This window comes from Thiomonas sp. (genome assembly GCF_054608695.1).
Genome location: NZ_JBTRXV010000001.1, coordinates 136,136 through 162,180, shown reverse-complemented (window position 1 = coordinate 162,180; position 26,045 = coordinate 136,136). Strand labels below are relative to the sequence as shown.

Annotated in this window: 28 protein-coding genes, 47 tRNA genes and 1 other RNA gene; 73 read left to right on the top strand and 3 right to left on the bottom strand. The window is 60.4% G+C overall.

Annotated features, from left to right (window positions below):
- Positions 1-26: 26 nt before the first annotated feature.
- The 65 genes from ACYCUK_RS01215 (at position 27) to ACYCUK_RS00895 (ending at position 17,729) form a co-directional block, all read left to right on the top strand.
- Positions 27-212 carry a hypothetical protein gene (locus ACYCUK_RS01215; RefSeq protein WP_461593015.1) on the top strand — a complete coding sequence of 62 codons (186 nt, stop codon included), beginning with the start codon at positions 27-29 and terminating at the stop codon, positions 210-212.
- Positions 213-455: 243 nt separating this feature from the next.
- Positions 456-529: transfer RNA gene (locus tag ACYCUK_RS01210), tRNA-Gly, on the top strand.
- Positions 530-601: 72 nt separating this feature from the next.
- A tRNA-Asn gene (locus ACYCUK_RS01205) sits at positions 602-677 on the top strand.
- A 65-nt stretch (positions 678-742) separates the two neighbouring features.
- Positions 743-818: transfer RNA gene (locus ACYCUK_RS01200), tRNA-Ala, on the top strand.
- Between the two features lie 156 nt (positions 819-974).
- A tRNA-Tyr gene (locus tag ACYCUK_RS01195) sits at positions 975-1,059 on the top strand.
- A 191-nt stretch (positions 1,060-1,250) separates the two neighbouring features.
- Positions 1,251-1,325 (top strand) — tRNA-Ala (locus ACYCUK_RS01190).
- Positions 1,326-1,415: 90 nt separating this feature from the next.
- Positions 1,416-1,501: transfer RNA gene (locus ACYCUK_RS01185), tRNA-Tyr, on the top strand.
- Positions 1,502-1,558: 57 nt separating this feature from the next.
- Positions 1,559-1,634: transfer RNA gene (locus ACYCUK_RS01180), tRNA-Thr, on the top strand.
- A 16-nt stretch (positions 1,635-1,650) separates the two neighbouring features.
- Positions 1,651-1,726: transfer RNA gene (locus tag ACYCUK_RS01175), tRNA-Thr, on the top strand.
- Between the two features lie 127 nt (positions 1,727-1,853).
- Positions 1,854-1,924: transfer RNA gene (locus ACYCUK_RS01170), tRNA-His, on the top strand.
- Between the two features lie 18 nt (positions 1,925-1,942).
- Positions 1,943-2,037, top strand: a tRNA-Ser gene (locus tag ACYCUK_RS01165).
- 5 nt (positions 2,038-2,042) lie between these two features.
- Positions 2,043-2,118 (top strand) — tRNA-Lys (locus tag ACYCUK_RS01160).
- Positions 2,119-2,310: 192 nt separating this feature from the next.
- A tRNA-Gln gene (locus ACYCUK_RS01155) sits at positions 2,311-2,384 on the top strand.
- Between the two features lie 5 nt (positions 2,385-2,389).
- Positions 2,390-2,485, top strand: a tRNA-Ser gene (locus tag ACYCUK_RS01150).
- Positions 2,486-2,903: 418 nt separating this feature from the next.
- Positions 2,904-2,993 (top strand) — tRNA-Ser (locus ACYCUK_RS01145).
- 133 nt (positions 2,994-3,126) lie between these two features.
- Complete coding sequence (locus ACYCUK_RS01140; protein ID WP_461593014.1) at positions 3,127-3,591, top strand: hypothetical protein; 465 nt, start codon at positions 3,127-3,129, stop codon at positions 3,589-3,591.
- An 80-nt stretch (positions 3,592-3,671) separates the two neighbouring features.
- Positions 3,672-3,746 (top strand) — tRNA-Gly (locus ACYCUK_RS01135).
- A gap of 5 nt (positions 3,747-3,751) precedes the next feature.
- A tRNA-OTHER gene (locus ACYCUK_RS01130) sits at positions 3,752-3,825 on the top strand.
- 181 nt (positions 3,826-4,006) lie between these two features.
- Positions 4,007-4,081, top strand: a tRNA-Cys gene (locus ACYCUK_RS01125).
- A 134-nt stretch (positions 4,082-4,215) separates the two neighbouring features.
- Positions 4,216-4,292, top strand: a tRNA-Met gene (locus tag ACYCUK_RS01120).
- 8 nt (positions 4,293-4,300) lie between these two features.
- Positions 4,301-4,376 (top strand) — tRNA-Ile (locus ACYCUK_RS01115).
- Positions 4,377-4,699: 323 nt separating this feature from the next.
- Positions 4,700-4,775, top strand: a tRNA-Gln gene (locus tag ACYCUK_RS01110).
- 5 nt (positions 4,776-4,780) lie between these two features.
- Positions 4,781-4,857, top strand: a tRNA-Asp gene (locus ACYCUK_RS01105).
- A 17-nt stretch (positions 4,858-4,874) separates the two neighbouring features.
- A tRNA-Val gene (locus ACYCUK_RS01100) sits at positions 4,875-4,950 on the top strand.
- Positions 4,951-5,103: 153 nt separating this feature from the next.
- On the top strand, positions 5,104-5,550 hold the full coding sequence (locus ACYCUK_RS01095; RefSeq protein WP_461593013.1) for a hypothetical protein: 447 nt from the start codon (positions 5,104-5,106) through the stop codon (positions 5,548-5,550).
- Positions 5,514-5,588: transfer RNA gene (locus ACYCUK_RS01090), tRNA-Ile, on the top strand. Before ACYCUK_RS01095 ends, ACYCUK_RS01090 begins: the two co-directional genes overlap by 37 nt.
- 6 nt (positions 5,589-5,594) lie before the next feature.
- A tRNA-Lys gene (locus ACYCUK_RS01085) sits at positions 5,595-5,670 on the top strand.
- Positions 5,671-5,751: 81 nt separating this feature from the next.
- Positions 5,752-5,829 (top strand) — tRNA-Pro (locus tag ACYCUK_RS01080).
- 158 nt (positions 5,830-5,987) lie between these two features.
- Positions 5,988-6,063: transfer RNA gene (locus ACYCUK_RS01075), tRNA-Ala, on the top strand.
- 433 nt (positions 6,064-6,496) lie between these two features.
- Positions 6,497-6,571 (top strand) — tRNA-Trp (locus ACYCUK_RS01070).
- Positions 6,572-6,579: 8 nt separating this feature from the next.
- Positions 6,580-6,656 (top strand) — tRNA-Met (locus ACYCUK_RS01065).
- A 21-nt stretch (positions 6,657-6,677) separates the two neighbouring features.
- Positions 6,678-6,753: transfer RNA gene (locus ACYCUK_RS01060), tRNA-Glu, on the top strand.
- A 163-nt stretch (positions 6,754-6,916) separates the two neighbouring features.
- Positions 6,917-7,000 (top strand) — tRNA-Leu (locus ACYCUK_RS01055).
- Between the two features lie 22 nt (positions 7,001-7,022).
- Positions 7,023-7,098: transfer RNA gene (locus ACYCUK_RS01050), tRNA-Glu, on the top strand.
- 45 nt (positions 7,099-7,143) lie between these two features.
- Positions 7,144-7,219, top strand: a tRNA-Phe gene (locus tag ACYCUK_RS01045).
- A 4-nt stretch (positions 7,220-7,223) separates the two neighbouring features.
- Positions 7,224-7,313: transfer RNA gene (locus ACYCUK_RS01040), tRNA-Ser, on the top strand.
- A gap of 123 nt (positions 7,314-7,436) precedes the next feature.
- A complete protein-coding gene (locus ACYCUK_RS01035) occupies positions 7,437-7,991 on the top strand; it encodes a hypothetical protein (protein ID WP_461593012.1) in 555 nt (184 codons plus the stop codon).
- A 55-nt stretch (positions 7,992-8,046) separates the two neighbouring features.
- A tRNA-Arg gene (locus ACYCUK_RS01030) sits at positions 8,047-8,122 on the top strand.
- A 48-nt stretch (positions 8,123-8,170) separates the two neighbouring features.
- Positions 8,171-8,247, top strand: a tRNA-Pro gene (locus tag ACYCUK_RS01025).
- Between the two features lie 39 nt (positions 8,248-8,286).
- The gene (locus ACYCUK_RS01020; RefSeq protein ID WP_461593011.1) at positions 8,287-8,691 is read left to right on the top strand and encodes a hypothetical protein; all 405 of its coding nucleotides are present in this window, start codon (positions 8,287-8,289) and stop codon (positions 8,689-8,691) included.
- 476 nt (positions 8,692-9,167) lie between these two features.
- Positions 9,168-9,243, top strand: a tRNA-Arg gene (locus ACYCUK_RS01015).
- A gap of 15 nt (positions 9,244-9,258) precedes the next feature.
- Positions 9,259-9,334 (top strand) — tRNA-Arg (locus ACYCUK_RS01010).
- Positions 9,335-9,358: 24 nt separating this feature from the next.
- Entirely contained in the window at positions 9,359-9,754 is a 396-nt protein-coding gene (locus tag ACYCUK_RS01005) for a hypothetical protein (protein WP_461593010.1), read from the top strand.
- 13 nt (positions 9,755-9,767) lie between these two features.
- Positions 9,768-10,187: a hypothetical protein gene (locus ACYCUK_RS01000; RefSeq protein ID WP_461593009.1), complete on the top strand. Its 420-nt coding sequence runs from the start codon at positions 9,768-9,770 to the stop codon at positions 10,185-10,187.
- A gap of 576 nt (positions 10,188-10,763) precedes the next feature.
- Positions 10,764-10,991, top strand: coding sequence for a hypothetical protein (locus ACYCUK_RS00995; RefSeq protein ID WP_461593008.1), 228 nt, complete (start codon positions 10,764-10,766; stop codon positions 10,989-10,991).
- A gap of 4 nt (positions 10,992-10,995) precedes the next feature.
- Positions 10,996-11,071 (top strand) — tRNA-Arg (locus ACYCUK_RS00990).
- A gap of 120 nt (positions 11,072-11,191) precedes the next feature.
- Positions 11,192-11,281 (top strand) — tRNA-Leu (locus ACYCUK_RS00985).
- A gap of 5 nt (positions 11,282-11,286) precedes the next feature.
- Positions 11,287-11,362 (top strand) — tRNA-Lys (locus tag ACYCUK_RS00980).
- Between the two features lie 24 nt (positions 11,363-11,386).
- Positions 11,387-11,473, top strand: a tRNA-Leu gene (locus ACYCUK_RS00975).
- A gap of 27 nt (positions 11,474-11,500) precedes the next feature.
- Positions 11,501-11,677: a hypothetical protein gene (locus tag ACYCUK_RS00970; RefSeq protein ID WP_461593007.1), complete on the top strand. Its 177-nt coding sequence runs from the start codon at positions 11,501-11,503 to the stop codon at positions 11,675-11,677.
- 8 nt (positions 11,678-11,685) lie between these two features.
- Positions 11,686-11,761, top strand: a tRNA-Arg gene (locus tag ACYCUK_RS00965).
- 13 nt (positions 11,762-11,774) lie between these two features.
- Positions 11,775-11,852: transfer RNA gene (locus ACYCUK_RS00960), tRNA-Leu, on the top strand.
- Between the two features lie 6 nt (positions 11,853-11,858).
- Positions 11,859-11,933: transfer RNA gene (locus tag ACYCUK_RS00955), tRNA-Val, on the top strand.
- 139 nt (positions 11,934-12,072) lie between these two features.
- On the top strand, positions 12,073-12,552 hold the full coding sequence (locus ACYCUK_RS00950) for a hypothetical protein (RefSeq protein WP_461593006.1): 480 nt from the start codon (positions 12,073-12,075) through the stop codon (positions 12,550-12,552).
- A gap of 24 nt (positions 12,553-12,576) precedes the next feature.
- Positions 12,577-12,651, top strand: a tRNA-Thr gene (locus tag ACYCUK_RS00945).
- A 561-nt stretch (positions 12,652-13,212) separates the two neighbouring features.
- A complete protein-coding gene (locus ACYCUK_RS00940; RefSeq protein ID WP_461593005.1) occupies positions 13,213-13,716 on the top strand; it encodes a hypothetical protein in 504 nt (167 codons plus the stop codon).
- Positions 13,709-14,281 carry a GNAT family N-acetyltransferase gene (locus ACYCUK_RS00935; RefSeq protein WP_461593004.1) on the top strand — a complete coding sequence of 191 codons (573 nt, stop codon included), beginning with the start codon at positions 13,709-13,711 and terminating at the stop codon, positions 14,279-14,281. The genes ACYCUK_RS00940 and ACYCUK_RS00935 overlap by 8 nt, the downstream gene beginning before the upstream one ends.
- 21 nt (positions 14,282-14,302) lie before the next feature.
- A tRNA-Leu gene (locus ACYCUK_RS00930) sits at positions 14,303-14,389 on the top strand.
- Between the two features lie 24 nt (positions 14,390-14,413).
- Entirely contained in the window at positions 14,414-14,674 is a 261-nt protein-coding gene (locus tag ACYCUK_RS00925) for a hypothetical protein (RefSeq protein ID WP_461593003.1), read from the top strand.
- A tRNA-Pro gene (locus ACYCUK_RS00920) sits at positions 14,652-14,728 on the top strand. The genes ACYCUK_RS00925 and ACYCUK_RS00920 overlap by 23 nt, the downstream gene beginning before the upstream one ends.
- Before the next feature lie 145 nt (positions 14,729-14,873).
- Positions 14,874-15,356 (top strand): hypothetical protein, encoded by a 483-nt coding sequence (locus ACYCUK_RS00915; protein WP_461593002.1) that lies wholly within the window; start codon positions 14,874-14,876, stop codon positions 15,354-15,356.
- Positions 15,356-15,625, top strand: coding sequence for a hypothetical protein (locus ACYCUK_RS00910; RefSeq protein WP_461593001.1), 270 nt, complete (start codon positions 15,356-15,358; stop codon positions 15,623-15,625). Before ACYCUK_RS00915 ends, ACYCUK_RS00910 begins: the two co-directional genes overlap by 1 nt.
- 55 nt (positions 15,626-15,680) lie before the next feature.
- Positions 15,681-16,046 carry an aminoacyl-tRNA hydrolase gene (pth2, locus tag ACYCUK_RS00905; RefSeq protein WP_461593000.1) on the top strand — a complete coding sequence of 122 codons (366 nt, stop codon included), beginning with the start codon at positions 15,681-15,683 and terminating at the stop codon, positions 16,044-16,046.
- Positions 16,047-16,589: 543 nt separating this feature from the next.
- The gene (locus ACYCUK_RS00900; protein WP_461592999.1) at positions 16,590-16,832 is read left to right on the top strand and encodes a hypothetical protein; all 243 of its coding nucleotides are present in this window, start codon (positions 16,590-16,592) and stop codon (positions 16,830-16,832) included.
- A gap of 336 nt (positions 16,833-17,168) precedes the next feature.
- Positions 17,169-17,729, top strand: a complete 561-nt coding sequence (locus ACYCUK_RS00895; RefSeq protein ID WP_461592998.1) for a hypothetical protein — start codon at positions 17,169-17,171, stop codon at positions 17,727-17,729.
- Between the two features lie 121 nt (positions 17,730-17,850).
- Here ACYCUK_RS00895 and ACYCUK_RS00890 read toward each other — a convergent pair whose 3' ends face one another.
- Both ACYCUK_RS00890 and csx16 read right to left on the bottom strand, forming a co-directional pair.
- Complete coding sequence (locus ACYCUK_RS00890) at positions 17,851-18,399, bottom strand: hypothetical protein (RefSeq protein ID WP_461592997.1); 549 nt, start codon at positions 18,397-18,399, stop codon at positions 17,851-17,853.
- Positions 18,400-18,526: 127 nt separating this feature from the next.
- A complete protein-coding gene (gene csx16, locus ACYCUK_RS00885; RefSeq protein ID WP_461592996.1) occupies positions 18,527-19,087 on the bottom strand; it encodes a CRISPR-associated protein Csx16 in 561 nt (186 codons plus the stop codon).
- 132 nt (positions 19,088-19,219) lie between these two features.
- Between csx16 and ACYCUK_RS00880 the strand changes: the two genes are divergently transcribed.
- From ACYCUK_RS00880 to ACYCUK_RS00860, 5 genes are all read left to right on the top strand, one after another.
- Positions 19,220-19,441: a hypothetical protein gene (locus tag ACYCUK_RS00880; protein ID WP_461592995.1), complete on the top strand. Its 222-nt coding sequence runs from the start codon at positions 19,220-19,222 to the stop codon at positions 19,439-19,441.
- A gap of 380 nt (positions 19,442-19,821) precedes the next feature.
- A complete protein-coding gene (locus ACYCUK_RS00875; RefSeq protein WP_461592994.1) occupies positions 19,822-20,127 on the top strand; it encodes a hypothetical protein in 306 nt (101 codons plus the stop codon).
- A 49-nt stretch (positions 20,128-20,176) separates the two neighbouring features.
- Positions 20,177-20,443, top strand: coding sequence for a hypothetical protein (locus tag ACYCUK_RS00870; RefSeq protein ID WP_461592993.1), 267 nt, complete (start codon positions 20,177-20,179; stop codon positions 20,441-20,443).
- A 53-nt stretch (positions 20,444-20,496) separates the two neighbouring features.
- Positions 20,497-20,852: a transfer-messenger RNA gene (gene ssrA, locus ACYCUK_RS00865) on the top strand.
- 117 nt (positions 20,853-20,969) lie between these two features.
- Positions 20,970-21,227, top strand: a complete 258-nt coding sequence (locus ACYCUK_RS00860; protein ID WP_461592992.1) for a hypothetical protein — start codon at positions 20,970-20,972, stop codon at positions 21,225-21,227.
- 99 nt (positions 21,228-21,326) lie between these two features.
- On the opposite strand, the gene ACYCUK_RS00855 is transcribed toward ACYCUK_RS00860, so the two are convergent.
- Positions 21,327-21,845, bottom strand: a complete 519-nt coding sequence (locus ACYCUK_RS00855) for a hypothetical protein (protein WP_461592991.1) — start codon at positions 21,843-21,845, stop codon at positions 21,327-21,329.
- Positions 21,846-22,348: 503 nt separating this feature from the next.
- Between ACYCUK_RS00855 and ACYCUK_RS00850 the strand changes: the two genes are divergently transcribed.
- From ACYCUK_RS00850 to ACYCUK_RS00840, 3 genes are all read left to right on the top strand, one after another.
- The gene (locus tag ACYCUK_RS00850) at positions 22,349-22,855 is read left to right on the top strand and encodes a hypothetical protein (protein ID WP_461592990.1); all 507 of its coding nucleotides are present in this window, start codon (positions 22,349-22,351) and stop codon (positions 22,853-22,855) included.
- A gap of 376 nt (positions 22,856-23,231) precedes the next feature.
- Positions 23,232-25,499 carry an SF1B family DNA helicase RecD2 gene (gene recD2 / locus ACYCUK_RS00845; RefSeq protein ID WP_461592989.1) on the top strand — a complete coding sequence of 756 codons (2,268 nt, stop codon included), beginning with the start codon at positions 23,232-23,234 and terminating at the stop codon, positions 25,497-25,499.
- Between the two features lie 125 nt (positions 25,500-25,624).
- A complete protein-coding gene (locus tag ACYCUK_RS00840) occupies positions 25,625-25,915 on the top strand; it encodes a hypothetical protein (protein ID WP_461592988.1) in 291 nt (96 codons plus the stop codon).
- Positions 25,916-26,045 lie beyond the last annotated feature (130 nt).

Sequence of the window (26,045 nt, the reverse complement as noted above, 5' to 3'; positions counted from 1 at the left end):
TCGAACAAGCGAAGGCGATTTGAACCATGACGGCAACTCTGAAATCCACAGCGCATCCTGCCCCGCAGCCGAGCATCGGCCGGCAGGAAGGCGTTTGCCTGGCGGATACCGTGAGTTTGGCTTTGTGGATTTCACACGGTTTTCAACGCTATTCGAAATTCGCCCCGCAAGGGGCGTGGATTGAAACAAATACGCAGGTGATCATGCAGTAAGGGGACTCCCAGGGGTCCCGCAGTAGGGGGCCTCCACCGGGGAGTACACGACCCGACAGGCTCCGACCAGGAGGTTGCCGGGTCTTTCCTTGTGGGGAGAGAGCCGGAAACCACCTGACCTCGGCAACGGGGTCCGCTCTTTTCCAATAGAGGAAATATCCGTGCGTCCGGGCAACCGGACGCACACCAGAGCCGCGCGGGACAGAAACCGGTCGGTTGCGGTGTGCGTGAGCACACGTTTTCGCGGGATTGGCATAGTGGTTGTGTCCCTGCCTTCCAAGCAGGCTACAGGAGTTCGATTCTCCTATCTCGCTCCAAATCCACAGGCGCGCAAGCGATCCTGGGACGGCCCGTGCAGCGCCGGCGTAACACGCGAATCTGCACTCGAATGGCATGTAGCTCAACAGGTAGAGCTCCCGGCTGTTAACCGGGTGGTTGTAGGTTCGAGTCCTGCCATGCCAGCCAAATCCGCGTAGCGGGTCGGGAACGGTTGGGTCGTACGCCAACGCTGGATTCGTAACCAGCAGCATGGGCCCGTAGCTCAGATGGGAGAGCGCTAGCATGGCATGCTGGAGGTCGCCGGTTCGATCCCGGCCAGGTCCACCAAATTCCCCGCCCTGGGTTACGGGATGGTGACTTGTACGCCGCTGCTAAAGCCATTGCCGGGGTGGGCAAGGCAAGACCGGTCGAGAGACCGGGATATGCGGTCGCCATATCCGTTGCAAAGCGACAAGCCGTCCGGCTGAATACCGGGCGCATCCTGGAAGATTGGGTGAATTGGTTAAACCATCGGACTGTAACTCCGACGCCTCTGGCATTTCCGGTTCGAATCCGGAGTCTTCCACCATATTCGCCGACCTATGGCCGGTAGAATTGACGACACCATCGTTCATCCGATGGCGCGTTATCGGTACATCGCAAGGTGTATTCGGCGCTGATAAGGGGTGCCGGATGTCTGGCAGGGAACATCGTCGGTCCACGATAGACCGATTTCTGCAAGTCGTGGGTAGCGGGCAGATCCCGTGTCCGCGCAACCTTGGGCCTGTAGTTCAGCGGGAGAACACCTGCCCTGCATGCAGGTTGTCGCCGGTTCGAATCCGGCCAGGTCCACCATATTGTACCGGGTACGAGCGGGCACTATTGCCGACGACCCGAGCAGTTCGGCCAGCCAGAGCCGGGCCCGAAATCGGGCCATCTGGTCTTGCGGAGTTGGGTGAGTGGCTCAAACCGACTGGCTGTAAACCAGTTGCCTCTGGCGATCGCAGGTTCGAATCCTGCATTCCGCACCATAATTCAGCCCTTTCCAGAACGGAAAGGACTACTCCAACCGGTCGAATACCGGTTTCGCCGAAATAGCTCAGATGGTAGAGCGACTGACCCGTAATCAGTAGGCCACCGGTTCGATTCCGGTTTTCGGCTCCAATGCCAGCCGTATCCTGCCCGCCTAGCTCATCAGGTAGAGCGCCTGCCTTGTAAGCAGGGGGTGATCGGTTCGAGACCGGTGGCGGGCTCCAAGTATTGGTAGTTTGCGTACGGCAAACGGTAGCTGGCAGACGATCGTCGGGCCACGCCTGATTCGCTAGACCAAAAGGTCCGGTGGCTGCCTGAAAGGCCATCCCTGTTTTCGGAGTGCGCTCTGGTGTGGCCGTAGCTCAGTGGCAGAGCTCCAGGTTGTGGCCCTGGCGGCACGGGTTCGAATCCCGTCGGTCACCCCCGAACGCATTCCCCTTGGCGAGTTGGTAGAGTGGCCGATTACGGCTGTTTGCTAAACAGTTGATCCTGGCAACCCCGGGGTCCGCAAGTTCGAATCTTGCACTCGCCGCCATTACCGCGCTTGTAACTCAATCGGTAGAGTACCGGACTTTTAATCCGGGTGTTGTGGGTTCGACCCCCACCGGGCGCACCAAACCCCCGGCATGCTGGCGCCTTCCCCGCCGTACCAGACGGGGGACCTCAAGGCGGTCGTCCCCAAGGACAAGTATCGTTGGGCGCGTCGCCATCCGGTTCCGGCTATCGTTCGGGTTGCAGACGAAGGCGGTGATGTTTGACGTTATTACAAGGGGTGACGGGTTGCTATCTCGTTACGCGCCTCTTTTCTTGGGGAATCGTCTAATGGTAGGACAACGGTCTCTGAAGCCGTTAATCGTGGTTCGATCCCACGGTCCCCAGCCAACTTCGGAGACATGGCAGAGTCTGGTTGATTGCGCCGGCCTTGAACCCCGGAGGCTTGGGTGTCCCCAGGTCCGCGAGTTCGAATCTCGCTGTCTCCTCCATTTTCACGTTTGACAGATTATCCATAGGTATACTAAAATAGTAGCCATTGGGGAGCTTGGCTAGCCAACCCCCGAGACCGTCCACTTCCGGGATCCCATGCGGATAGAAGTGGCCCGGCTTGATCCCGGCCTATCGGGAGGCCATCTTTCGGGGTGGCGTTCCCGGCGAAGCGCCGGTGCCCCAGGGGTTCTGGGGAGCGTTGCATACCGCCTGCAATGTCAGAAGACCTCTCCTCGCCTAGCCGGGTGCATGTCTTACGGCCTAGCCGTCCTGCTGAATGGACGCAAACTGCCCCGGCGTTCGTCCGCTCCTTCCGGGTCATTCCGCAAGCGGACTCCGCCGAAATTGCGTGGGGGTTTCGGTTAGATCAATCCGGTGGCTTATACACCGGATAGCCTACGCCACATTCCTATCTTCGGAGATGTGCCAGAGAGGCCTATCGGCGCTGTTTCGAAAACAGATGGCTGGGAAACCGGCACGCAGGTTCAAATCCTGCCGTCTCCGCCAAATTTCAGCATTGCGGGCTTCGGCCTTCGATCCCGCCAGACAGGGTTACGGGTCTGGCCTATCCGCCCGAGGTGACAAGGCGGCGCTGTTGGCCGCGCACACAAGTCGCGGTGGGCTAGCCGGGGCATTGCCCTTGAGTTCCGGCATCGGTCTTGCGCCGGTGATGCAAGCGCAAGCGGCTTCCGTTGGCCGGCTCCAGACGGGTGAACAACTACCAAAAGAGGTTTCTTCCGTGAATCAGATTCTGCTTTTTGTCGCCCGTCACGAGGTTGTTTTCCTGATGTTGATGGTGGTGCTCACCTTCGGAGTTATGGTGGCGGCGCTCACCGATGCAACTTCGCTTTTCGTCTCATTTGTTTTGTTGTTACTGCTTACTTCTGGATTGTTTTATGCCTCCATGTCCGTTGACGCCCCCGCCATCTGGTTTACCGGCGTGCCCCGGGCGGAGGCCGTCTGGCTGAAACAGGACGTGGACAGGCAGCACACCGCACTGAGTATCCAACAGTTTGCCAGCATAACCGGGAAGTTCCGTTCACAAAAGGATAGGAGCTTTCTTCGCCAACAGGCGGCATTGTCTGGAGTGGTGGTTGCCCGATGAGCCGCACTCTTCGTGCCACAGGGAACCTGGGATGCGCTGCAATCCGACAGGGGACGGCTGATTAAACAACGGACATTTTCGCGGGAGTAGCTCAGTGGCAGAGCGCGACCTTGCCAAGGTCGATGTCGCGGGTTCGAATCCCGTCTCCCGCTCCAATCGCGCCGTCATAGCTCAGTGGCAGAGCAATTCCTGGTAAGGAATAGGTCGCCGGTTTGATTCCGGCTGACGGCTCCAACGTATGCGGAAAAGCTCAGTGCGGCGCTAACGTGCGTAGACGTCGTTTGGGCCCCGCTTTCCGCCCCAAATTCGAGTTCATCGGATCGTCGGAGGCCTGCAGCGACGTTAAATAAAAAAGGCCGGGGACCTGAAACGGTTGGGCCGAAACACCAACGCGGGACCGTAACCCGCAAATTTTGTCCGGCTGGCCGAATGGTCAGGCGACTGCCTGCAAAGCAGTTTTATGTCGGTTCGATTCCGGCGCCGGACTCCAATTTCGCAGCGGCGTCATTCGAGCTTCGTTGAACTGACGGCTTCCATTTCCTGGCCGCCCGTAGGCATTCCAGCGGATCCAGCCCCCGTACGGCGCTGGTAGGCATTGCCCGGACTGGAATCCCTGTCATCCTTAGACACGTAGCGCAACCGGCCAGCGCGTTGGTTTCATAAGCCGAAGGTTGCGGGTTCGATCCCCGCCGTGTCTACCATTTTCCCCGGGCCTGTAGCTCAATCGGCAGAGCGGGCGACTCATAATCGACAGGTTTCCGGTTCGAATCCGGGCTGGCCCACCATTTCCGCGCCCATGCCAGGAGGCCGATGGCCATGTTGGAGGCAGATGAGTTTTTTCAGCGAAGTCCGTTCACGTCTGAGCAACGCGCCGCCCTGCCCTGCTGTTTTCCCTGCGGAGATACCGGCCTGGGACTCAGTGAGAGTGGCCCTTTTTCATACGAGCCCTGCCCGTTCTGCAGGCCGGAAATCTACGCCGGATGGGCTGCCGATCGCATCCGGCAAGGCTTGAAATCCGCCCCGCGCAATGGTCTGTCGCCGTTGGCGCAAGCCTGGTCTGCCGCCAACCGGCCCCTGCCGGCACACCTGCGGCACCTGTAACCATTTTTGAGGAGACGGCTAATGGCCGGCCACCTGGTTTTGGCCCAGGCATAAAGCAGGTTCGATTCCTGCCTCCTCAGCCATTTTTGGCCTGTTAGCTTAGTGGCTCAAAGCGCCTGCCTGTCACGCAGGAGATCGCCGGTTCGAATCCGGTACGGGTCGCCATTTTCGTGGTCTGCAACAGGGGCTTAGCTCAACAGGTAGAGCGCCGGTCTTACAAGCCGGAGGTCGCGGGTTCGAGTCCTGCAGCCCCTACCATTTTCGTCGCATATCGGAGGTTTTCATGGCACTGAAAGGCCCAGGCAGCACATCGGAAGTACCGCATCACCAGATTCCACATAGCGCAGATTCCAGTCAGGAAAACCGATAGGACGGTGCTCCGCGAGTCTGCCTCGCAGAAGGAGCATCCACATGACCATCGTTTTCCGCACTTCCTCTTTTTTCCTGGTGATCGTGTTGACCACCAAGATGGTGGCCGTTTTTTCTGAGGCCATCACCGTCCCGGACGATTCGGCCACCCATGCTTTTGTCGAGCGGGTCGAGAAACTGGTGGACGAAGCCGTCAAGACCCATGGCGAAGCCCGGGAGGCCGCCGAGCAAATCGAAACCATGTCCTTCGCGTTGCGTTTGTTCGGAGATCGGTCTATCGAGTGCCTGCGGGCCATGGCCGGAAGCCTGACCCGCCGTCTTCGGCCGGTTTCCCGGTGGCTGTCCGACAACTTCTCCAGTCTGGAGCGGTTGGCCGAGAACGCCACGATTGGGCCGATGTTCGGCAAGCCTGCGGATAACCAGTCAGGTTATCCGGGGCAATGGTCATTTCTGCACACTCAGCTCATCGGTAGAGCAAGCGACCGATAATCGCTAGGCGGGTGGTTCGATTCCACCAGTGTGCACCACTTTTCGGGACGCCAACTCAGCGGCCAGGGTACCCGCCTTTTAAGCGGGGAGCCCAGGGTTCAAATCCCTGGCGTCCCACCAGCGATTGACAGCTAACCAATACCATTGGTAAACTGTATTCGTCTTGAACGAAAACTTCAGGTTTCCCGATTTCAGCTTCATCGGAGCGTAGCGCAGTCTGGTTAGCGTACCTGGCCTGGAACCAGGGGGTCGCTGGTTCGAATCCAGCCGTTCCGACCATTTTAGTCTTATCGGCGGTCAGCACTTTGGGTGTGCTTTCCGGACAGGAAGCCCGGGCAACGCACTGGCCAGTGCCCAGCCGGGATAACGGAAGACCTGCAGACGCGGGGCCAGCTTCCGTTGGTGGGGTTCGAATCCCCTGCCGCCGACTTTATTTCGGGCCCGTAGCTCAGTTGGGAGAGCGTTCCGTTCGCAACGGAGAGGTCGCCGGTTCGATCCCGGCCAGGTCCACCAAACCTCCTTGCAAGTGACGTGTTCTTTTGCTATACTGTGCGTTGTTCCTAGCAAGGACAACGCCGTCCCACGGACCGGTGAACTGCCGCACAGACAGCTAAGAAACGGCTTGCGCCCATTCCCCGCCCAGGCCGGTAGCCTGGTGGCCAGGCCACGGCCATTCCGATCTTCGGGCGTGTGGCCCGATGGCCTCCTATCGATAGAGGCCCGTAGGCAGGCGAAAGCCGGCTGCGTACTCCGAGGCAGGACGCTGATCTCGTCGACAAGCGGGTTCAGGTGACGCACTGCCGCGTCGGGGAGTCGTCGACTCCCAAGGCTTGTCGCCCGTCCCGCCGGGTAATGCGGGGGCTGGCGGTCGATTCCAGCCGCGGAGCCGGTTGACATCCGGAAATCGAACGTCGTGCAGGGTTGGAAACCTGGGCGCGCCTATTTTGCCGATATCGTCCAATGGCCAGGACTCCGGTCTCCAAAACCGGTAATCGCGGTTCGAGTCCGTGTATCGGTGCCAGTTTCTGATGCGGGATAGGGCAGTCAGGCAGCCCGTCGGGCTCATAATCCGAAGGTCGGTGGTTCGAATCCACCTCCCGCCACCATTCTGAGTAAGTAGAATCATTGCTCCCATCGTCTAGGGGTCCAGGACGGCTGTTTTTCAGGCAGCGTACGTCGGTTCGAATCCGACTGGGAGTGCCAAATTCGGAGCGCCCCGCGCGGGGCACCGAATCCCTGTTGTCCCGGGGGGCCTGGAGCCGGGGACAATCGTTCGGTTGGCCGACCGTCCAACCGTGTTTTGCTCGGAAACGAAGCCCATCGGGCACCGGGAAGCCGTGCCGGCCGTGCCGGGGCGCGAAACTTCGCCTCGCTGGTGGAACAGCAGACACGCCGGTCTCAGAAGCCGGTGCCGAAAGGCTTGCAGGTGCAACTCCTGCGCGGGGCACCAATTCGCGGTATCGAAGCGCCAGGCTCCGCTCGGCCAGAGGCCCAGGCCGTCGGGTTCTCAGCCCGAAAACACCGGTTCGAATCCGGTGCGGAGTACCAATTATGGCGGGGGCTCGCCGCAAATCGGCGCGAATACCCCACTACGCAACGATAGCTCAGCAGGTAGAGCACCTGGTTGAAGACCAGGGTGTCGTCGGTTCGATTCCGGCTCGTTGCACCAATCTGGAGGATTGCGAGAGCGGCCTATTCGCGCTGCTTGGAAAGCAGATGGCTGGGGAACCGGCACGCAGGTTCAAATCCTGCATCCTCCGCCAATGCCAGGGAACGGGCATACGCCTGCTTCCGGAACGCGTGTAACCCGGTCTGGTTCTTTCTTCATACGGCGGGATAGCCCACACCAATTTCATCGGTGGTACATCACAGCGGAGAAGCTCATAATGATCCCTGAAAACACGAATAATCCCGGAATATTCTGGACTGAACACCTGCAGCTTGTGGGTCGCTCCGGAGTGGGGAAATCGACGGCAGCCGCACAACTCGTGTTGGCCAGGCTGGTCTTAGGCCGTCCTGTGGTGATCCTTGATTACGGGCGTTCGTATCTGCATTTGGCCCGTCTGCTCCACGGCAACTATATAGACCTTCGACCTGAACAGCAGTATCACCAGGTGTCAAAAGGAGACTGCTCCCTGTTCGTATATGACTTCGAGTCATTGTGGCTAGACCGCGGTGCGAAACAGATCCCAACCCTTTGGAAAGGTGATCTTCCAGAAGACTCCAGCATTCCCGGAGATCTGCGAGACGGCCTGGTTATCGTAGACGAGCCTGTAAACATTTCGCCGGTGTATCCAGCCTTGCTTCCTACTTTGGCCGAATTTGTCCAGCGGGGGGCGTCAATCGCGGTAACTGGACAGTGTCCAGAAGACGTAGAACCGTTCCGTCCGGTATTAAAAAACGCCAGATTATGGGACATCACGTCCAGTCCCATAGGCTGACAAATGTACTTTTTTGGACCGACCGCTGGCGGGGTTTTATATGGCGGGAATAACGGCCCTGGTAGCTCAGTGGACAGAGCACCTGGCTTCGAACCAGGGGGCCGCGGGTTCGACCCCTGCCCAGGGCGCCAATACCGGCAACTGGTAAGTAATCCTTACCAGTTGCCCAACACGCACATCGGGGTGTAGCGCAGTCTGGTAGCGTGCCTGGTTCGGAACCAGGAGGCCGTGGGTTCGAATCCCGCCATCCCGACCAATAAAAGGACGCTCTCAAATCAACACAAGCGAGGCAATCATGCTGAAAACCGAAATGTACCACCAGATCAAAAACCGGCTGGCCGAAACGGTGCACCTGAAACTGGAGAACGCCGACCCGTTTCAGCTGGGCCTGTTCGACATGCTGGCCAAACTATTGGCGCTGCATGTATTGGTGGCGTTGTCCGATGCGTATGCCCTGCCGATCGATGACGTCAAATCGGCTGTACGGTTTTCCGCGCCGGAAGACCCGGACGCGGACACCGATCTGGCCAGCGCGACCTGGGAGTCTTACCCAGAAGCCCTGCTCTCGCCAGTCACCGATGCCGATTTTCGACGGAAGCTGCGCAGCGCGCCAATACGGAATGTTTTCCAGACCTTACAAGCCTTGTGGGGCCTGCAGGAGATGCTGCGCGGGAAATTGGACCGCGCATCGGTCCACTAAGCCATCGGGAGATCTCTACCCTGTATCCGGCCTATCGACAGTTGCGGATTGACCGGCACCTGGATCTGTCTCGTCCGTTGGCCCATAGCTATCGGCCCGGAATGGTCTTGTGCGGCAACGGCTGGTTTGAGTTGATCGACCGGCTGTGTCTGGACCTCGAGAGCGGCGGTATTCTACACCGTATGCCAGAGTTCGAATCTCTTGCGTCACGCCAACAAAAGCAGAAAGTAAGCCTTGTGCTTTTTTCATTCAAAACCGATCAGGAGGCGTGAATCGACCGGAATAGTGGTAGCTTTTGGAACAATTAGCAGCCTAACGGACGTAGCAGGTTTTGCGGCAACCGTTCATGTGGATAGCGTTCCGCTCAGCAGCGATTGGCTCTCGACGGCCGGGATCCGGACTTGTGATACATTCCGAACACCTATTCCCATGCCGAGGCGTTGGGCCGCACATAACCGGTGGGGACCCCAGAATTGGCCCTTTTGGCGCAGAGGAAAGCGCGTCTGGTTGCGGACCAGAAGGTCGCAGGTTCGAATCCTGCAAAGGGCACCATTATTATGCAAAAATGCGGCTGTAGTTCAGCGGAAAGAACAGCGGCTTTCTACACCGCGTGCCGGGAGTTCGAATCTCTCCAGTCGCGCCATTTCAACCGTAGGGGAGCAGGATCATGGACGTTTGGAACGCTTTGGAGCACCTAACAAAAATCGCCGCGCAACCCGGCGGCCAAGATCTAAACTTAGCGATCCCCGTGTATGCCCCGGGATCGATCGGTGCCTCGCCGACCGTACCGGTAGCCGCCATCTCCGCCGGTATCGATTGGGATCACGGCCGAGTCTTCATGCATCCCGAAGGGCAGCTGTCCCGGCTCACCCCGGAAACGCAGGCGGCCCTGGATCGGTCCATGGCGAAGCTCCGGCTCGAGCGCGAGCACGCGGCGCTCTTGGCCGTGCTGGCCAGGGTTCACGATGCCTGCGCCGATCCATCCAGGCCGAGGCAAGCGGTCGGGGAAATGCTGGCGGCCGCCCTGCGGAAGTTCGGCGAACCGGCCGATCTGGACCGGTAAGAGAAAAATTGAGGTGGCCGGCGCCATGGGATGGAAACTAATCTGGAACCTGCTACTCTTCGTGCTTGTTTTTCATTTTATCACGAGGAGTAAAGTTTTGGCGGAAAAGCCATATGCGGCGTATGCTATTTGGCGAAACGCGTTTGGCAAGTCGTCCCCTTCTCTTGCTGGTGGACAGAGCGCGGCGCTAAGGCTTAACGCTTGGGCCACTGGGGGATTTCTGGCAACACATGGAATGACCGGCGCACCGCTTTGGAGGTTAGGGAGAGTGGCGGTTACTATCGCCTGGTGGTTGTTTGGTTCGTTATTGGCGGCGTTGGTTGGCATCGGCGCATTGCGTGAACAGCCGGACCATTTCGCTGGTTTTGACCTTGCGCTGTACCCGGCTTTCTTGTTTTTTCTGCTGCTTGATGTGTTGCTAGGATCTCTGTAGGCGATATTGGAGCGTGTAGCTGGCATCCCATTCGCGGCGCGGAAGCGATTTGAGGTCTGGTTGAAGCGTAATCCGCTTGGTCCGGCGACGGATGCTGAACAACCCGCGATGGTGTTCGCTAGACTTGCCAAACTGGTCTTTGGGCGCGGACTGAAAGGAGTGCCATGGTGGTTCACGCCCGGCAATCCATTGGTTCGCTGGCCCAGATGGATCCGAGCGCTCGCAAGTCCGCTGGCTGCTGTTTTGGCCGTCATAGTATACGGACTTTTGGAAGGTACACACTTCGCGTTCGGTGACGCTGGCGATATCGTAGTATCTGGGCTTTTCCTGGTGTTCACTTGGGCGGCACCTTTAGAACGCACTCTACAAGCTGCCCCCTGGACAGGTTACACTGATGCTGGTCCGGCGTTTACCGTGTCTTGGATGTTGGAAGATTTTGGAGTTTTCCCAGATTAGTCTCGCCCCGGTATGGTTTGTTTTTTGAACAACAACAGCCACAACCAGGAGGCTTTCTGAACAGTCTGGAGCACTCCGGCTTTGGCCAGGCTATACAGAGCGCACTCCGTTGGCGCAGCAGTGCTTCGTGAGCACATCCAGAAGTTGCAAACGGTAAGAAAAAAAAATGGAGAAAACCATGCTGGCGAAAGAAAACTGGCCATAGTGACGAAAATCTCGCCGAAAACCGGGTTTCCGGAGGAAAGTTGCAAAAAATGCAACCACTGCCAGCGCCCTTCACTCGCCAAACGAAAGGAAACTCTGGATCGGCTGGTGGCCGAGGCCCAGGCGCACGGCGAATACGAGTAACCCGGCCCCTGTAGCTCAGCAGGACAGAGCGCTCGGCTCCTATCCGGGAGGCACTGGTTCGAATCCGGTCAGGGGCGCCATCCCAACTGGCGTGTTTCAATCCACGCCCCTTGCGGGGCGAATTTGGAAGAGGCCACCGGTCAGGCTTTGGTGAAAAATGCACCAGTTCAGTTCGTGCAAAAATTGCACATTGCTTTCATGCTCTCGTGGTGCAATTGGCAGACATGCCGGCCTTAAACCCCGGCGGCTCGCTTTGGCGGGTGTCGGTTCGAATCCGACCGAGAGCACCAATTTCGGATTGCTAACTCAACTGGCAGAGTGCCGGACTCTTACTCCGGAGGTTCCGGGTTCGACTCCCGGGCAGTCCACCACTTCTCATGTATGTCCCCCACAACGCCCCCGTGGTTGGAACAGCAGACACGCCTGCCTCAAGAGCAGGTGCCCGCAAGGGCGTGCCGGTGCGAGTCCGGCCGGGGGTACCATTTCCAGCCATGGGCCAGGAGGCCGCCATGCTCCATCTACTGCGCTTTCCCGTATTCTCCCGGTTGCGCTCGCACCGGGTTCCCGAAGACCGTTCCCGGCTGCGCGCCGGCCGCGGCGAGGAATCCGACCAGCGGAACCAGAAATCTTTCGGCCACAGCGTGGTCGCCTTCGGCACGGGGACCCTTCGCCTGCCTCGGCCCTGACTGATTTCGTCCCGGTAGCTCAGTGGACAGAGCGCTCGCCTCCGAAGCGAAAGGCCGCCGGTTCGATTCCGGCCCGGGGCGCCATATCCCCCCCTTTGCGAGTGTGGCGAAATAGGCAGACGCGCCAGATTTAGGATCTGGTTTCCTGCGGGTTCGACTCCCGCCACTCGTACCATTTCCCGCGTCCTTGGCTCAGCGGGAGAGCGCCTGCCCGACACGCAGGAGACGGCTGGCTCGACCCCCGCAGGACGCACCATCGTTCCGTACTTCCTAAATTATACTTAAACGTGGGAACGATAAGTATAAATTTGGTCAGCGAGGTTGATCCGCATGCGCGTACCACTTCCGAGGTCCAGTTTCTTCCGTTAGGTATTTTCACCTGACAGGAGAAACTCGTGCCTGAGTACACCATCTGTTCCAAATCCAGCCAAGTGTTCGGCCCTTATTCGGCCGATTGGTTGCGCGACTGGATCCGCCGAGAGCGGCCCGCCATCAGTCCGGACGGCACTTTCGGATACTGGACCTGGTCCTGCGGAGAACCGGCGCGGCAAACCTATGATTGGGTCATCCGCGATGCCCAGTTGGAGATTGTCCCCCTGGTGGCGCTTTTTCCGCGCCGGTCACCTCGTACCCGGTTTCGTCGTTTCAGCGGCCGGCATTGCCGCGCACGCCACCGGTGGTTCCGGCGCTGCACGGCGTCACGTACCTATCGGGAGAGCCACGGCTGGTCTCCGGATACCGAGAACCCGGAATGGGCGGAACCGCCCGTTCGTGGGCGTCGCAAGGGCTGGGCCACCGTTTTCGACGACTTCCCCCGGAAACCGGAGAAAAGCTGGAAGTCCCACCGACGCACGCAATACAAGGCCGCCCGGTAGACGGGCAGCCGCCCTTTTCTTTTCGCCGTCGTAGCTCAGGGGCAGAGCACTTCCTTGGTAAGGAAGAGGCCGTGGGTTCGAGCCCCACCGACGGCTCCAATTCCGGATTGGCATCCAACCATACCAAATGGTATACTGTATTTAGATATCTCTGAGGATACGAAGCCATGTCGAACCCTATTCCTCGAGCCCAACAGGACGTTGTCCTTTACCTGCTGCGTCACGGCCAGTGCCGCGGCGATCGGCAACGCCTCTGGTCTCTGCTCTACCTGCTCGACGCCATCAGCTTTGCGGAGACCGGGGAAGGCGCCACGGAGATCCCGTGGGTGGCGGGAATATCCGGCCCTGAACCGGAAGCCGGCACGGTGGTCGCCGAAGATCGGCTCCAGGACCTGGGAAACCCCGAGTTCCAGGGCCGGCTGAGTGAATACCTGGCAGGCTGGCTCGGGTACCTGACCACCGAGCTGTCCGAGTCCGAACTGGAGCCCGCAGTCCTGCCCGGGTGGCCCGCCCGGAATCGGGCCATCGGCCGAAGGCTCCCGTACGCGGGCGCCTTTGACGCCACCCCGTTCGGCAAACAGCGAAAACGGGAGGCCTCTGCCCAACAGAAGGCACTGCGCTGGGGCCGGAGTATCCACACCGAAGCGGCCGGAGGATTCGTTGAAAACGAAAATCATGATCAGGGCGACGGAGGCCTGCCTGCAAATCCTGCATCAGCAGGAACAGGGTCCCTTGCCACGGGAAAAGGCCTACCGGATGATCTTCCTCCTGGACTTCGCTCAATATGGCGAACTGGGCCGTAGTGTCACCGGTACCATCTGGCAGGTTGGTCCAGACGGCCCGGTTCCGGCTCGGAACGATCTGCCAGGCCAGGAGTTTTTGCAGGGGGACCCCATTCACGGCCCCGTCGACCAATGGGACCTCACCCCAAACCAAAGCCGGATGCTGGGGGTTCTTCGGGAGTATGCGGGAGACTGGCTTTCCGCTGCGGAAATCGACATAGGCCGGCTGTTGGAGGACCTGCCATTAGGGGCGGATATTCCGTACACCCGGGCCATCCAGCCGGAATCCGAGCATGGCCGGCTGATCCTGGAACTGGCACACGACCAGGCCCAGTACTGGGCCGCCATGGCCGCCTTCCGGGCGTCGGAACCCGATGTCTGACCAGGATTCCAGCCTTGGTCCCGGATGGGCCATCCGGAGTCTGCCGCAACCGCTTACCAGGGGTGACGCCAGAACCCTGGCCCATCTGTCCGGTTCTCTTTTTGGGGACGGTTACCTGACTGCCCGCCAGCTCCAGATGGAAGCTCCTGCCGTGCTCCTGGCAATCGTGGACGGAAACATCGCGGGCTGGACCACCGCCTACCGCTGGACGGGCCAGAACGAAACTCCGCCCCGGTATTACGCGATGCTGCAAGCGCTCGACGCACCCGTCCACTGGCCGCTTCACGTACTGGGGGAGATCGCCGTACTTCCGGGCTACCGTCGCCGAGGCATCGGCACCGCCCTGCTTCGAGAGGCCCTGGCCAGGCATCGTCATTGGGCCACCTTGCTCTGGGACCGGTCCGACGGGGCCCCCAATCCGTTTCTGCGGTTGGCGGAGGCCAACGGCTTCTCTGGCCAGAAGCGGATCCCCCGTTATTGGGAAGCAGATTCTCTCCAGCGCAAATACGTCTGCCCCGCCTGTCAAGGCACTTGTCACTGCGATGCCCTGCTGATGTGGCGCTGAAACCGGCGCCAAGCTGAAACCGGTCGAGTGGCGTAATTGGTAAACGCGCCAGCTTGAGGTGCTGGTGTCCGCAAGGACGTGCGGGTTCGACTCCCGCTTCGACCACCATTTTGTCTCGCCTGGAGGCCTGTCATGCCAACATCAACCCCGCTCCGGGCTTCGCCCGCAAAGAACCGGAAGAAACCCGTCCAGGCCGTTCTCTCGATACCCGTCCCGGTCGGCGTCAAGCCGGAACTGGAACAGTTGCTGAAGGACTACCTGGCGCTGGAGCCGCTCGACCGCAGGAAGATACAGGCGTTCCTGGATTTGCGGCTACGGCGTAAGCAGCGGCCAAAGCCGGCCCCTACACGGATTAGCCGGCATCCAATTTCGGAATATGGCGCAGCCTGGTAGCGCACCGGTCTGGGGGACCGGGGGCCGCGGGTTCGAATCCCGCTATTCCGACCATTTTCTCGCCCGATTCCACCCATTTTTCAGCCAGGCTCCGTCAGGGGCTTCCAGTGCCGCCGCTATACTCGGTAGGCCAACTACGGAGTACCTCCACATGGGACAATCCAACCCACCCAATCCATTCCGGCAAGCCACCCAGCGCATGCTGGATTATGGCGTGCATGCCGTGGAATTTCTGGTCACTGGCATCGTGCTGACGTTCGCCGCCATCCTGAGCGGCCACCTGCTTGTGGTGCTCTGGCACGTCATCGAAACCTTCGACAAAACCAGCACGGCCATCGGGATCCGCACCGCGGTCACCGAGGCACTGGACGTGCTGATCATGCTGGAACTGGCCCAGGTGTTCATCCGCCTGGAAGCCAAACAACAGATCGGTGTCACCCTGGTGCTGGACACGGCCATTCTGTTTTCCGTGCGGGAAACGATCCTGGAGCTCTACGGCGCCCAGGCGCACCTGACTTCCACGGAAATGGCGGTCGCCGTCTTTGTCGCCCTGCGGATCATCTATTCCTGGAAGAAGACAACCGCCAAGCAACCATCGGCGAAGAAAACGGACGTGTCGGGGGAATTCCCCGGACGGCAGCCCGGTCCGGCACACGAGAACTCACTTAGGGAGGAAGCTTGATGGACATCGAAATTATTGCAGGCGGGAAATCGACGCTCGCTTCGCCGCAACAACGCTGGACAGATATCGATGGCGAATGGGAAGTGATGCAAGTCGCTCGTTTCGCCGGTCAGGAAATGATCGCGATCACGGATGACGCCGGCGCGTTTGACCTCCTGTATTTGGGATTTGCCGCTCGGGGTTTTCCAACCATGGAAGCCGCGAAGGCGGCGGCGCCCGAGTTCGCGAAGCGCGTCCTGGGCCGGATGCTCGAGGCGATCATCGGCTAGCTCGCCATCAGATGGTTGTCCCGCCCAAGCACCATATTGCCCTTGGAGGTTTCTGATGTTGAAACAAGTCATCGTCCTGCGCAAGGACCTCGGTATGCGCAAGGGCAAGATGGTGGCCCAGGGGGCGCATGCCGCCCTGACGGCGGTGCTGGCCCTGCAGGACCAGTATCGAGGCGCGCCGAATCCCGATTGGAAACGCTGGTTCCATGGAGAGCAGACCAAGGTGGTCGTCAGCGTCAACAGCGAGGCGGAATTGCGTGGGCTGCACGCCCGGCTCTGCGCGGCGGGATTGCCAGCAGCCCTGGTCCAGGATCGGGGTCATACCGAATTTCACGGAGTGCCCACGTATACTGCGCTGGCCGTAGGCCCCGCCGACAGCCGGGAGCTAGACCCATTCACCGGAGAGCTCCCCCTTCTTTGAACTTCGCCATTCAAGCCGAACGATCCTTCGTTCGGCTTTTTGTATGGCAGGCGCTTTGATTCGACGGCGGCATCCATGGCGATCCGCCACGGCCTGGCTGGCAGGAATGCCATTCCACGGTTGTTCATAAGCCTGCGGTACGCTATAATATCAAATAAATAGCTCGTCAGGCCGAGCTCCGCGACCAGAGGAAGCTCGAATGCGTTGTCATAGCCTGTGGATTCATCAAGCCTGGGGGCCGGACCAGATTCCGCTGCTACAGTGGCCAGCACTTCAAGAGGAGGCCAACATCCTGGTCCTGAAGGGCACGGAATCCACCCAACATGGGGTCAATACCAGCGTGTGGATCGTTCCCCTGCAACCGGTTTGGCGGGATACCGACCTTTCCGATGCGGATGGTGAGGCGGCTCAGTCGCTTACCTGTCTTGTCCACATGGCCGACGGCGACACTTCGCTACAGGAGGAGCCCACGGGATCCGCGATAAGCCCCCCCCCGATAGAACGCATTGTGCATTCTATTATGAGCGTGGAATCTGGTGGTCCTTGACCGATGAGGACGGTCATGTCTGGGAAGCCGCTGACTCCGCTGTAAGCCAAACACTCACCCGGCAATTGCGGAGCGCCTACCGAAGGGAAGTCGAGGATCCCCGGCTCGAACCGGAGGCCCTGGTCTATCTTCAGGAGTTGGCGGAAACCGGCAGGCTACGGCAGCACGCCGTGCCTATGGGAGACCTGCGCCACCCCGAGGCGATCACGGCGGCGGTAAGCGCCATCTGGAATTTTTAGCCGGGAGATCCGAGTCAGGCAACACTCCGGTTTGTCTCTGCTTCGGATCCAGAACGCTCTGCCGATTTCCGGCAGGACGAGTGCCGACGGTTGGAAACGGTTGACGGCCCTGGCTTCTGGCATGCATGGCAGCAACGGCGGTGTGCCGCTCTGGCTGCCCGCTCGGAAGCGAGACTCGCCGAGGCCTCCGGACCCTGACCGGAATCCCGCGTTGGCGGCCTATACTGGGCAGGCCAAACCATTAGAGGACTTCGTATGTATTCCGCCGATATGATAAGATCTACCGCTACGTTAGAGGAGGCCGTCCGTCGCTATGGCACGCCCCTGGACTTACGCTTGCATTTCCCATTCACTTGGCCGCTCTCGCCCGAGAGTCAGGTCAAGTTCGAGATCCGGCGTTCCCTGGAGGATCCCAGAGACGGGCGGTGCCCCGCAGCCTTGTTGTTGTGGCCGAAGTCCGCGGCTCCCTGGTGCCTGTTGATGGGCCTGCCGGAGTACTCCGGAGATACTGCCGAACAAGGTTACGCCGAAGAAAGGCTTATCCGGTCACTGGTCCAGTCATTCCGCAGGGAATTTAGCGACCCCCTTCTCCGGTCGAACGTGGCTGTCGGCGATTATGGCCTCTGCACGCTCAACCCCCAGGGCCGGGTTACCGGCTGGCGGGAAATATCGCTATGGTCTGACTTTAGCCTGGATCGTTACCCCTGGGAAACCTACCCCCAGACGGTCAAAGCACAGCTCGCGCTCGAACGCACCGCCGGTTACCGGCAGACCGCCGCCGTCCGGGCTTGGAGCCCCATCCTGCAGGAATTGTTTCCCAGCCTCATACTAGACGGCGGCCGCCCATTGCTGAAACCGGAGACACCGCCACGAGACCCTGGCGTTTGGCAATTCTGAATCGGTTCCCTTTCCGCGGCGGGACTCGCATCTGAGTCCCGCCGTTTTTTCGGTATAAAGAATTCCGGTCGCGCGCACAATGAAAAGCCCCTGAAGCAAACTTCAGGGGCGAAACAGGCATTCAGGTGGCTAGACCGGACTTCGTTCTCCGGCGTGGGCGCGGCAATTGGTATGGCAGCGGCCCGAGCGAATCATGCACGTCGATGGTGAATCCCACCATGGATGGCGCCTTATGGCCGAGAACACGGTCCCAGTCCTGCTCTCGCCGGGTCCATGTCTTCCGGGGTATCCCGGATGGCCGATCGGTACTGTTCCAGTACCGGTACTCTCGCACCCCCGGCTGCCGCAGCCAATGGCGAAACCACGAATAATGCTCGGTATAGGCGATCCCCAGGCAGCGTTGCTGTTCGGTATCCGGAATGAATACCAGCCGAAACTCCGTATCGACCGATGGCTCACGGATGCCCTTTTGTACCGTTTTCTCCCGGAGATCGGCCCACAAGCGCCAACCTTTGGCGCGATTGTCCACCATCCCGGCGTTCTGGAGGAACCGTTGTAGCAACTGGATACCCTTCCGATGGATGTACGGCCGGAAGGCGCCCACCGTCGACTGGATTTCCGGCAGGGAATTGGCCTCGATCAGGAAGCCTTGATAGATTCTGGTGCTCATGAATTCCTCCGGTGATGGTCCTGCCCAAGTATAGGCCGACCGTCGGAACCAGAAGATGCACGGGCCGCCAGTCTGGCCAGGAAAAAGCCCCTGAAGCAACGCTCAGGGGCTGAAAGCAGAAAACAGGTCAGGAGATGTTGATATCTCCCGCATCGGTCAGGGCGATTTGGGTGTTTACGTCGTCATAATTCATGGAGATGTTGATCCGCCAGGAATCCGACAATCGCTCCGCAAACAGGTAGCGGGGATCCGCATGGTTGGGCGAGAGCAGCCGTAACTCGGCGCCTTGGACGGTTAACCCCGCCCGGATCGTGGTGGCGGCGGGTTCGTGCTCGTCGACGGCGTACTCCCCGGCGTTGGCATCCCAAGTGCCTGTAATTACCTCGGCGATAGCGCTGACGGGACTTCCCACGGTAAACGGCAGGAGGCGTGCCCCGTACCGGGTCATGTCCTCGGCGGTGAGCTCTTTGCCACGGGCGTCGGCCGGCAACTCCATGACCAGGTGGAGGTACGCTCCCCCACGCCGGCAAACCTCGTAGGCTAGGTGGATGGGCAATGTCCCGATTACCTGATCTCCGCCCTGTACGACCGCCGGGTCGAAATGCGGCGCCAGGACGGCGTCCTCGATCCCCTGTTGTGCCGCCCACTCTACGGCGCCGTGGTGCCGGGAGATGAAATACTTGGTCATCGTCTTATTCCTCTCGAATGTCACGGGACACCCAATACGGGGCCTGCCAAGTATAGGGACCGGTTTTGTTGGGGTATGCCATCCGTTCCGCGGCGCTACACTGGGGGTCCCCACCGATCATGGAGTTGTCTCATGTCCTACCTTGCGCTTACCGACCTGGAAAACCGGCATGCCCTGCTGCGGGAAGCGAGGCTCATCCATACGCCCGGCCTTCAGGCCCGGCTATGCTCGGCCTTGCAGGCCAGCCTGGAGGACATCGAACGACTGCAACGCGAATTGCAACGGAGACCTTTGCAGGCCTGCACGCCGCGCCGGTCTCCCCAACTGGAAGCGCGACAGCCGGTAGCCGACTGAGTGTCGACACTCCGGCTTGGGAACCTGATCCGCAGTTTCGCGCGGTTCGGGTTGCTTACGGCACCCATCCCCTTCCCGAAAACTCCTCCTGTCGGAAGCTACCGGATCGGGCTTTGGCGGTTTTTGATGGGCATAGGACTGCTGACCAGTCTGCTTTTTCTGGGAGCCGGATTGCTGGCGCTCGATTATCTCGCGGGACCGCTGGCCCGGCCGGGTCCTGGTTCCTCCTGGGGATGGACGATGGCGTTCGGAGTCATGGCCTTGAGCGGGGCTCTTTGGGCTCCCCTGTACTATCGAACGGCGCTTCGTTTGTGGGCCAGCCCGTTGCTAAATCACTATCGGTAATGTATTATAAAAAATATGCCTAACGGAGCCATACCATGTCCCCTGCTCGCGCCATGTCATCCCGTTTCCTGCATTCATCCGAGCGATCCGAGATCCTGAAACGCTTGCGGCAGGAGAGCGACCGACAAGGCTTGCCCTTGGATGAACGGCATGACGAGGATCCCCACCTCGCGTATGAAGCCTTGCACGTCCTCGCGGACGGCCTTCCTGATCGGCTGTATGAGATGCTCCACCCGGCATCACTGGGTAGCGACTCTGATGGCAACCCGGGAAGGACTTTCTTGGCTCTGCAGCGGATTGCCCAGCACGGCAGCGGTGCCTTTGACGCGCCGGAAGCCTGATGCTATATTAAAAAAATGGGCATCCGGATTTGAGTGTGGAGAACAACAAATGAGACTGACAACCAAGAAGCTACTTGACCGTCTGACCGCCGCGCGTCCGGGCGTATACCAAGTCGATGAAGCTGATGTGAATGAGGACTCCGAGGTTATTGGTCTTCACAACAGCTACGTGTTGGTCGTCGATGAAGATGCGGCGCTTGCGACGGTATCGCTTGATGAGTTGATGAAGGTGGGAGGTAATGTTCAGATTGCCGATTGGGTTATTACCAGTGACGCCGTTCTCGACCAAGTAGTGACGGTTGCATTAAATGTGTAAACCGGATTTCGGTGTGGTGAAACACAACCAAATCCGGATAGCCAAAAAAATAAGGGGGCGCTTGGCTTTGACAGGGCGTCGGAAGATTCGGATGCACGCGGAGCGGCAGATGCTCCTTAAAAACCTGCAAAACCAGTAACTGCCAACGACGCAGACTTCGCTCCTGCCCTTCTAGCGGCATGAGCCCGCCATGGTGAAGCGCTTGCTTCCACGAAGACACCGGGCGGTCATCAGAACGGAAGCTGGACCGGGGATCCCGTTATACCCGGTCAAGATCGAAAACGGGTAACGGAGTTCGGGTCGGTCGGAGGACCCGAAGGCTGCGAGTGGCACAAACTCCGGCAACGCGTGTGCATCATCCGGATTCAAACCGTTCTGGACGCGGGTTCGACTCCCGCCGCCTCCACCAATAAGCAAGCCCCTGAGTTTCTCAGGGGCTTTGTTTTAGGTGTAGCCCAGCTTGGCTTCCGACCAGGGCCGTAGCCGGCCCTATACTGGGCAGGCCCTGATAGGATAGGAGACGGACATGGGACTACTCAGCGCGAAAATCAGGCAGGCGATCCGGCGGGGTGCCTGGAGCAATACCGCCAGCCAAATGCCGGATGCCTGCCGAGCCAGGTACATTCGGATCAACGGCGTCTTGCGGTTCCACCGTTTAAGCCGGGAAGACGCCGCCTGGCGATGGGCAAACTTGCCGCTAAAACCCAAAGATCGGGCGGTGCTCGAGTACGCCGATGGCCAGGTGATCGCCCTGAAGATTGGCGAGGAACGCCGGCCAGGGTGACCACATCGCCAGCGTGACCAATTTCTCCGCCGCAGAATTCGTTCTGCGGCTTTTCTTTGCACCGGAGCCGGGCTCTGCGACAGGCTACCGCTTCACCGCCTAACCCGATACCTGCTGCAGAACCCGGAGTACGCGCCCGTTGGGGATGCTGATGCCCGGCGGTTCCGGAAGTTTCCGGTAACCCGCGATCCAGCGGGCGACGGCTGCCGACCGGCTCTGCCCCTTTTCGCAATGGACCCTGAACCGCGTATCCAGAGACTGGCGCTCCACGAACACGCGGATCGCTTCGGCCTGCCGCGGCGAAAACCATTCAATCCCGGACCACACCCAGGCCGGTAGGCCCGACAGCGGCGCTGCCACGGGATCCAGGCAAAAGGGCAGACCCATCGCCAGTTCGTCGGCGTCGTCGAAAGACAGCCGGAGCACCTGGGTCGGAAGGTAACCCGGCAGATCGGCCAACCGCTTGCCCGGATTGGTAATGCTGATAATGGCCATGCCGGGCGTGCCCGGCAACGCTTCAGCCACCTTGCGCGACAGGAATACCACGGGGAGGTCCGGCTCCAGTGCCTGGTTTTCCGGGGGAGAAAAAGAAGATTGCGGTTGGCGCGATGCAAGCATATACTGATGGTGCAGTTTAGTTCTCCCAATAATCTATCAAGAGGAAAAGCCGTGCATTTATATAGCAATCTCAAGCGGGGCAACCGACGGGAGGCTTCCGCCTCGGTAGCCTTGCGGCAGCTGCGAATTCTGGCGTCCAATCGGGAGCCGGGCGCCGAGCTGCCGACGCTGGGCCGGTTCCGGAAACATAAAGCCATGAACTGTGGAAAAACCGCCTGTCCGTTCTGTTGCAATCCCCGACATCCCCGGAGCTGGGCCAAGGGCCAGGACAAGCTCACTTTGCCCGAACGGAAAGCCCAGGCCGCCGCAAATGACGCGGTGGCCGACCTTTGGCCAACGTCGCCACTTGTAAAGGGAAAGCTGACGGTATACAATAATCGCCAACAACTAACAAAGGAGTCTGGAACATGCGTTTTACCCTGAATCGCTGGCACAAAATCAACCAACGGCTGGCCGAACGGGCCAACCGGTTACTGGCGGAAGCCCAGGCGGCTTATCGGGGCGTGGTGGTATCCGGCTATCTCAGCCAGGACCAGCAAGCGCAGCTTCGGCTCCAGCAGAAGAATGCCGCCGTGGCCTTGCAGGAAGGCCGTCAGCTCCTGCAGCTGGTCAGCACGGTTCGCGCCCAGATCTCCGAACTGAACAGCCGGACCCGGATCTCGCAGCTGTTGTCGGAAATTTCCGGCTGCCAGAAAGAACTGGCGGCCCTGGAAGGCATCCTGGAATTTCAGACCAGCAACCTGGTGCCAATCGACGAATTGCCGGCGGCGTTGGCGATGGTCGCGTCTGCGAACGCGGCCAGTTCCCGGCCAACGGGACCGGATCGGCTGCAAGCCAGGCTCCTGCCGGAGCACCAGCAGCGCCAGTTGCAGGCGGACGTCGAGTCGCTGCGGATCCAGATTTTCCAGTTGCAGGACCAGGTAGCCGAAGCCAACCAGCACAAGCTGGATATCCAGCTTTCGGAACAGGACGCGGCTCTGCTCCATACGGTTATCGGACAAGTCGCGTAAGCGGCTGGTCCCGTAACAGGCTGGCGGCGCCTGCCCGGTTTCCCGGGGAAGCCGCCCGGAAGAGCGGTACACCTGTGAGCCTATGGGGCTCCGATGCCCCCTATGGTTGACCTCTTCGTTTGATCGACTCCTGACCCGACGCTCCGGCTTGTGGCTTGTTCACATCGAAAACGGAAGATAAACCGTCCTCTCTTGTTGCAGGTTGCAGGTTGCAGGTTGTCCTCACCGCTCTTCCACCCTTTCTTCCCGGAAGGACCGCCCTGGTTGTTCCGGCTTCACCCCGAAAGTCTCTCGTTCCAGCCCCGATTCTATGCTATAATGAACATTATGTTGGATTTCAGACCGAATCAGACCGCTTTTGGACAGGAGGCCCCTGATGCCTTGGATGGATGCAACGACCGCCACTCGCGTTACCCGTAACCCGCCACAACGACCCATTCCGGATTCGGTCATCGACACCGCCACGGCTAAATCCGAACCGCGGTTGCAGGTGGAAGGTGTGGTCAGGTCCGTGACGTTCCATAACCAGGAAAACGGGTACACGGTGTTCCAGCTGCAGTCCGGGGTCTATGAATCGACCATCATCGGAACCACGGCGGGCGTATCCCCCGGGGAATCCGCCCGGTGCATCGGAACCTGGCAGCAAAGCGCCCAGTACGGGCGGCAATTCAAGGCCGAAAGCGTGCATCTGGCCGAACCTACCACCCGGGAAGCCCTGCTGAGATATCTCGGTTCCGGGGTGATCCCGGGCATTGGCGAACACTTTGCCCAGACGCTGGTGGATCACTTCGGTTTGCGCGTATTCGACGTTCTCGATCAGGAACCGGAAAAGATCGCGGCACTACCGGGCATCGGCAAAAAGCGGCGCGAGGCGATCCTCGCCAGCAGACTCAACCAGAAGGAGATGCGCGAGACCATGGTCTTCCTGATGGCGCACGGCCTGGGCGGCGCCCGCGCGGCCAAGGCCTACAAACAGTACGGGGCGAAGACCATCGAATGGCTCTCCGAGAATCCCTACCGGATGGCGCGAGAGCTGCATGGCTTCGGTTTTCAGGTGGCCGACGAGTTCGCCAAACGGCTGGGCATCGCGGCCACCGAACCGGCGCGGCTGTCGGCGGGTCTGGTCCATACGCTCGAAGTCCAGGCCCGTTCCGGGCACTGCGCACTGACCGAACCGCAGTTGCTGAAAACAGCGGCCGAACTGCTGGCCGTTCCGGGGGAACTGCTCCCGTCGGTACTCCGTAGCGAAGTGTCCGGCGGCCGGTTGGCCACGGAAGTCTGGAAGGAGGTTCCGCACTACTACCTGCCCCAACTCCAGCAGGCGGAACGCGCGGTGGCCGCCCAGATGATGCGGTTGCTCCGGGGCCCACTGCCCTGGCAAAGCCTGCTGACTCGTTCCGCGGTCGCTCCCGCCGGAGGCGTTCAGCTTTCGGAAAAACAGCAGGACGCCCTGGAAGCCATGCTCCAGACCAAGGTCGCGGTCATGACCGGCGGACCGGGTGTCGGCAAAACGACCTTGACCCGGAACCTGCTGGACCGGGTTTGCCAGGGTTCACTGCGCGTGCTGCTCTGCGCTCCTACCGGCAAGGCCGCGAAACGGCTGTCGGAGTCCACCGGGCGGGAGGCCCGCACGATCCATCGCTTGCTGGAATTCAATCCGATGGGGGGTTTCGCGCGAAACAGCAGGGATCCGCTGGAGGCCGACCTGATCGTGGTCGATGAGGCCTCGATGATCGATATCGAGCTGATGGCCGCGCTGGTGGACGCGATCGGCCCCGGCGCCGGGTTGTGGCTGGTCGGAGACGCCGACCAGTTGCCATCCGTCGGCCCCGGGGCGGTATTGCACGATCTGATCGCTTCGGCGCGGATCCCCGTCATTCGACTGACGGAGATCTTTCGGCAGGCCGCCAGTTCCAGGATCATCGTCAACGCCCACCGGATTTTGCGCGGCGAGATCCCGCCCAAGCAGGAGCCCGGCGACGTCACCGACTTCTACCTGTTCACGGAGGAAAATAGCGACGCCATCGCGTCTCGCCTGGTGGATATCGTTGCCCGCAAGATCCCCGCCAAATTCGGTTTCGATCCCTTGCGCGACGTCCAGGTGCTGACTCCCATGCGCCGGGGGCCACTCGGCGCCGAGGCCCTGGCCAACGCTCTGCAAGGCGTACTGAATCCGCATCCGGCAGGCGCCCCCGGCAAAGCCAGCGGGGCGCGCGCGTTGACCTATGGCTCGACCACCTACGCCTTGGGCGACAAGGTGATGCAGGTCGTCAACAATTATGAGAAGAGCGTTTTCAACGGGGAGTCCGGATTCGTCGTCCAGGTCGAACCGGAAGACCGGTTGCTGACGGTGGACTTCGACGGTCGACAGATCCTCTACCATGTGACGGAACTGGACGAACTGGTACTGGCCTACGCCCTGTCGATTCACAAGAGCCAGGGTTCGGAATACCCGGTGGTGGTCATCCCGATGACGACCCAGCACTACACCCTGCTGGAACGCAACCTGCTGTATACGGGGGTCACCCGCGGCAAGCAACTGGTGGTGCTGATCGGCCAGCCCCGGGCGCTGGCCGTGGCGGTTCGCACGCACCGGGCCGGCCTGCGGCATACCACGCTGGTGGAGCGTTTGCGCGCGGCCTGAGCCGGTTGTGGCGGCGTCGCCGTCCGGCTGGAGCAGCGGGCCGGTGTGACACACCCCGTAGCTATACTTCCGCATCGAAAAAGCTCAGGCAATCCCGCCTGAGATTTTCTTTGCCGAGGTTGTTCATGACCGACACCGTGGTTATCTGCTGGTCCCGGGCCAGCGCCAGCCGCCTCATACCCGAACACCCCCAGGGGAACCCCGTAGCCGACCACTACCGGCAGTTGTGCCGGCGACTGGTGGGTCTGGCCCTGTCCGCCGCGGCCCGGGAACCCCAAGCGTTGCTCGGAGCGCTGGCGGCTTCCGCCCATTCGGAGCTGGCTATCGAAGCCCGGGAGCTACAGACCGGACTGGCGTCTTGCCCCGAGTGCCTGCGCTATCTGCTCCAACACGAAATCGACCAGGCCGACGCGTGATCGGCGATCGCCCATTGCTCTCCGGCCCCCGGGCTCCGGCGGTATGGGACCTGTCTCCGGCACCGCCGAAGACTTCCCCGCCGGCACGCCCCCTGACTCCCGAAGAGCAATCCCTGCAAGGCACCAAGCG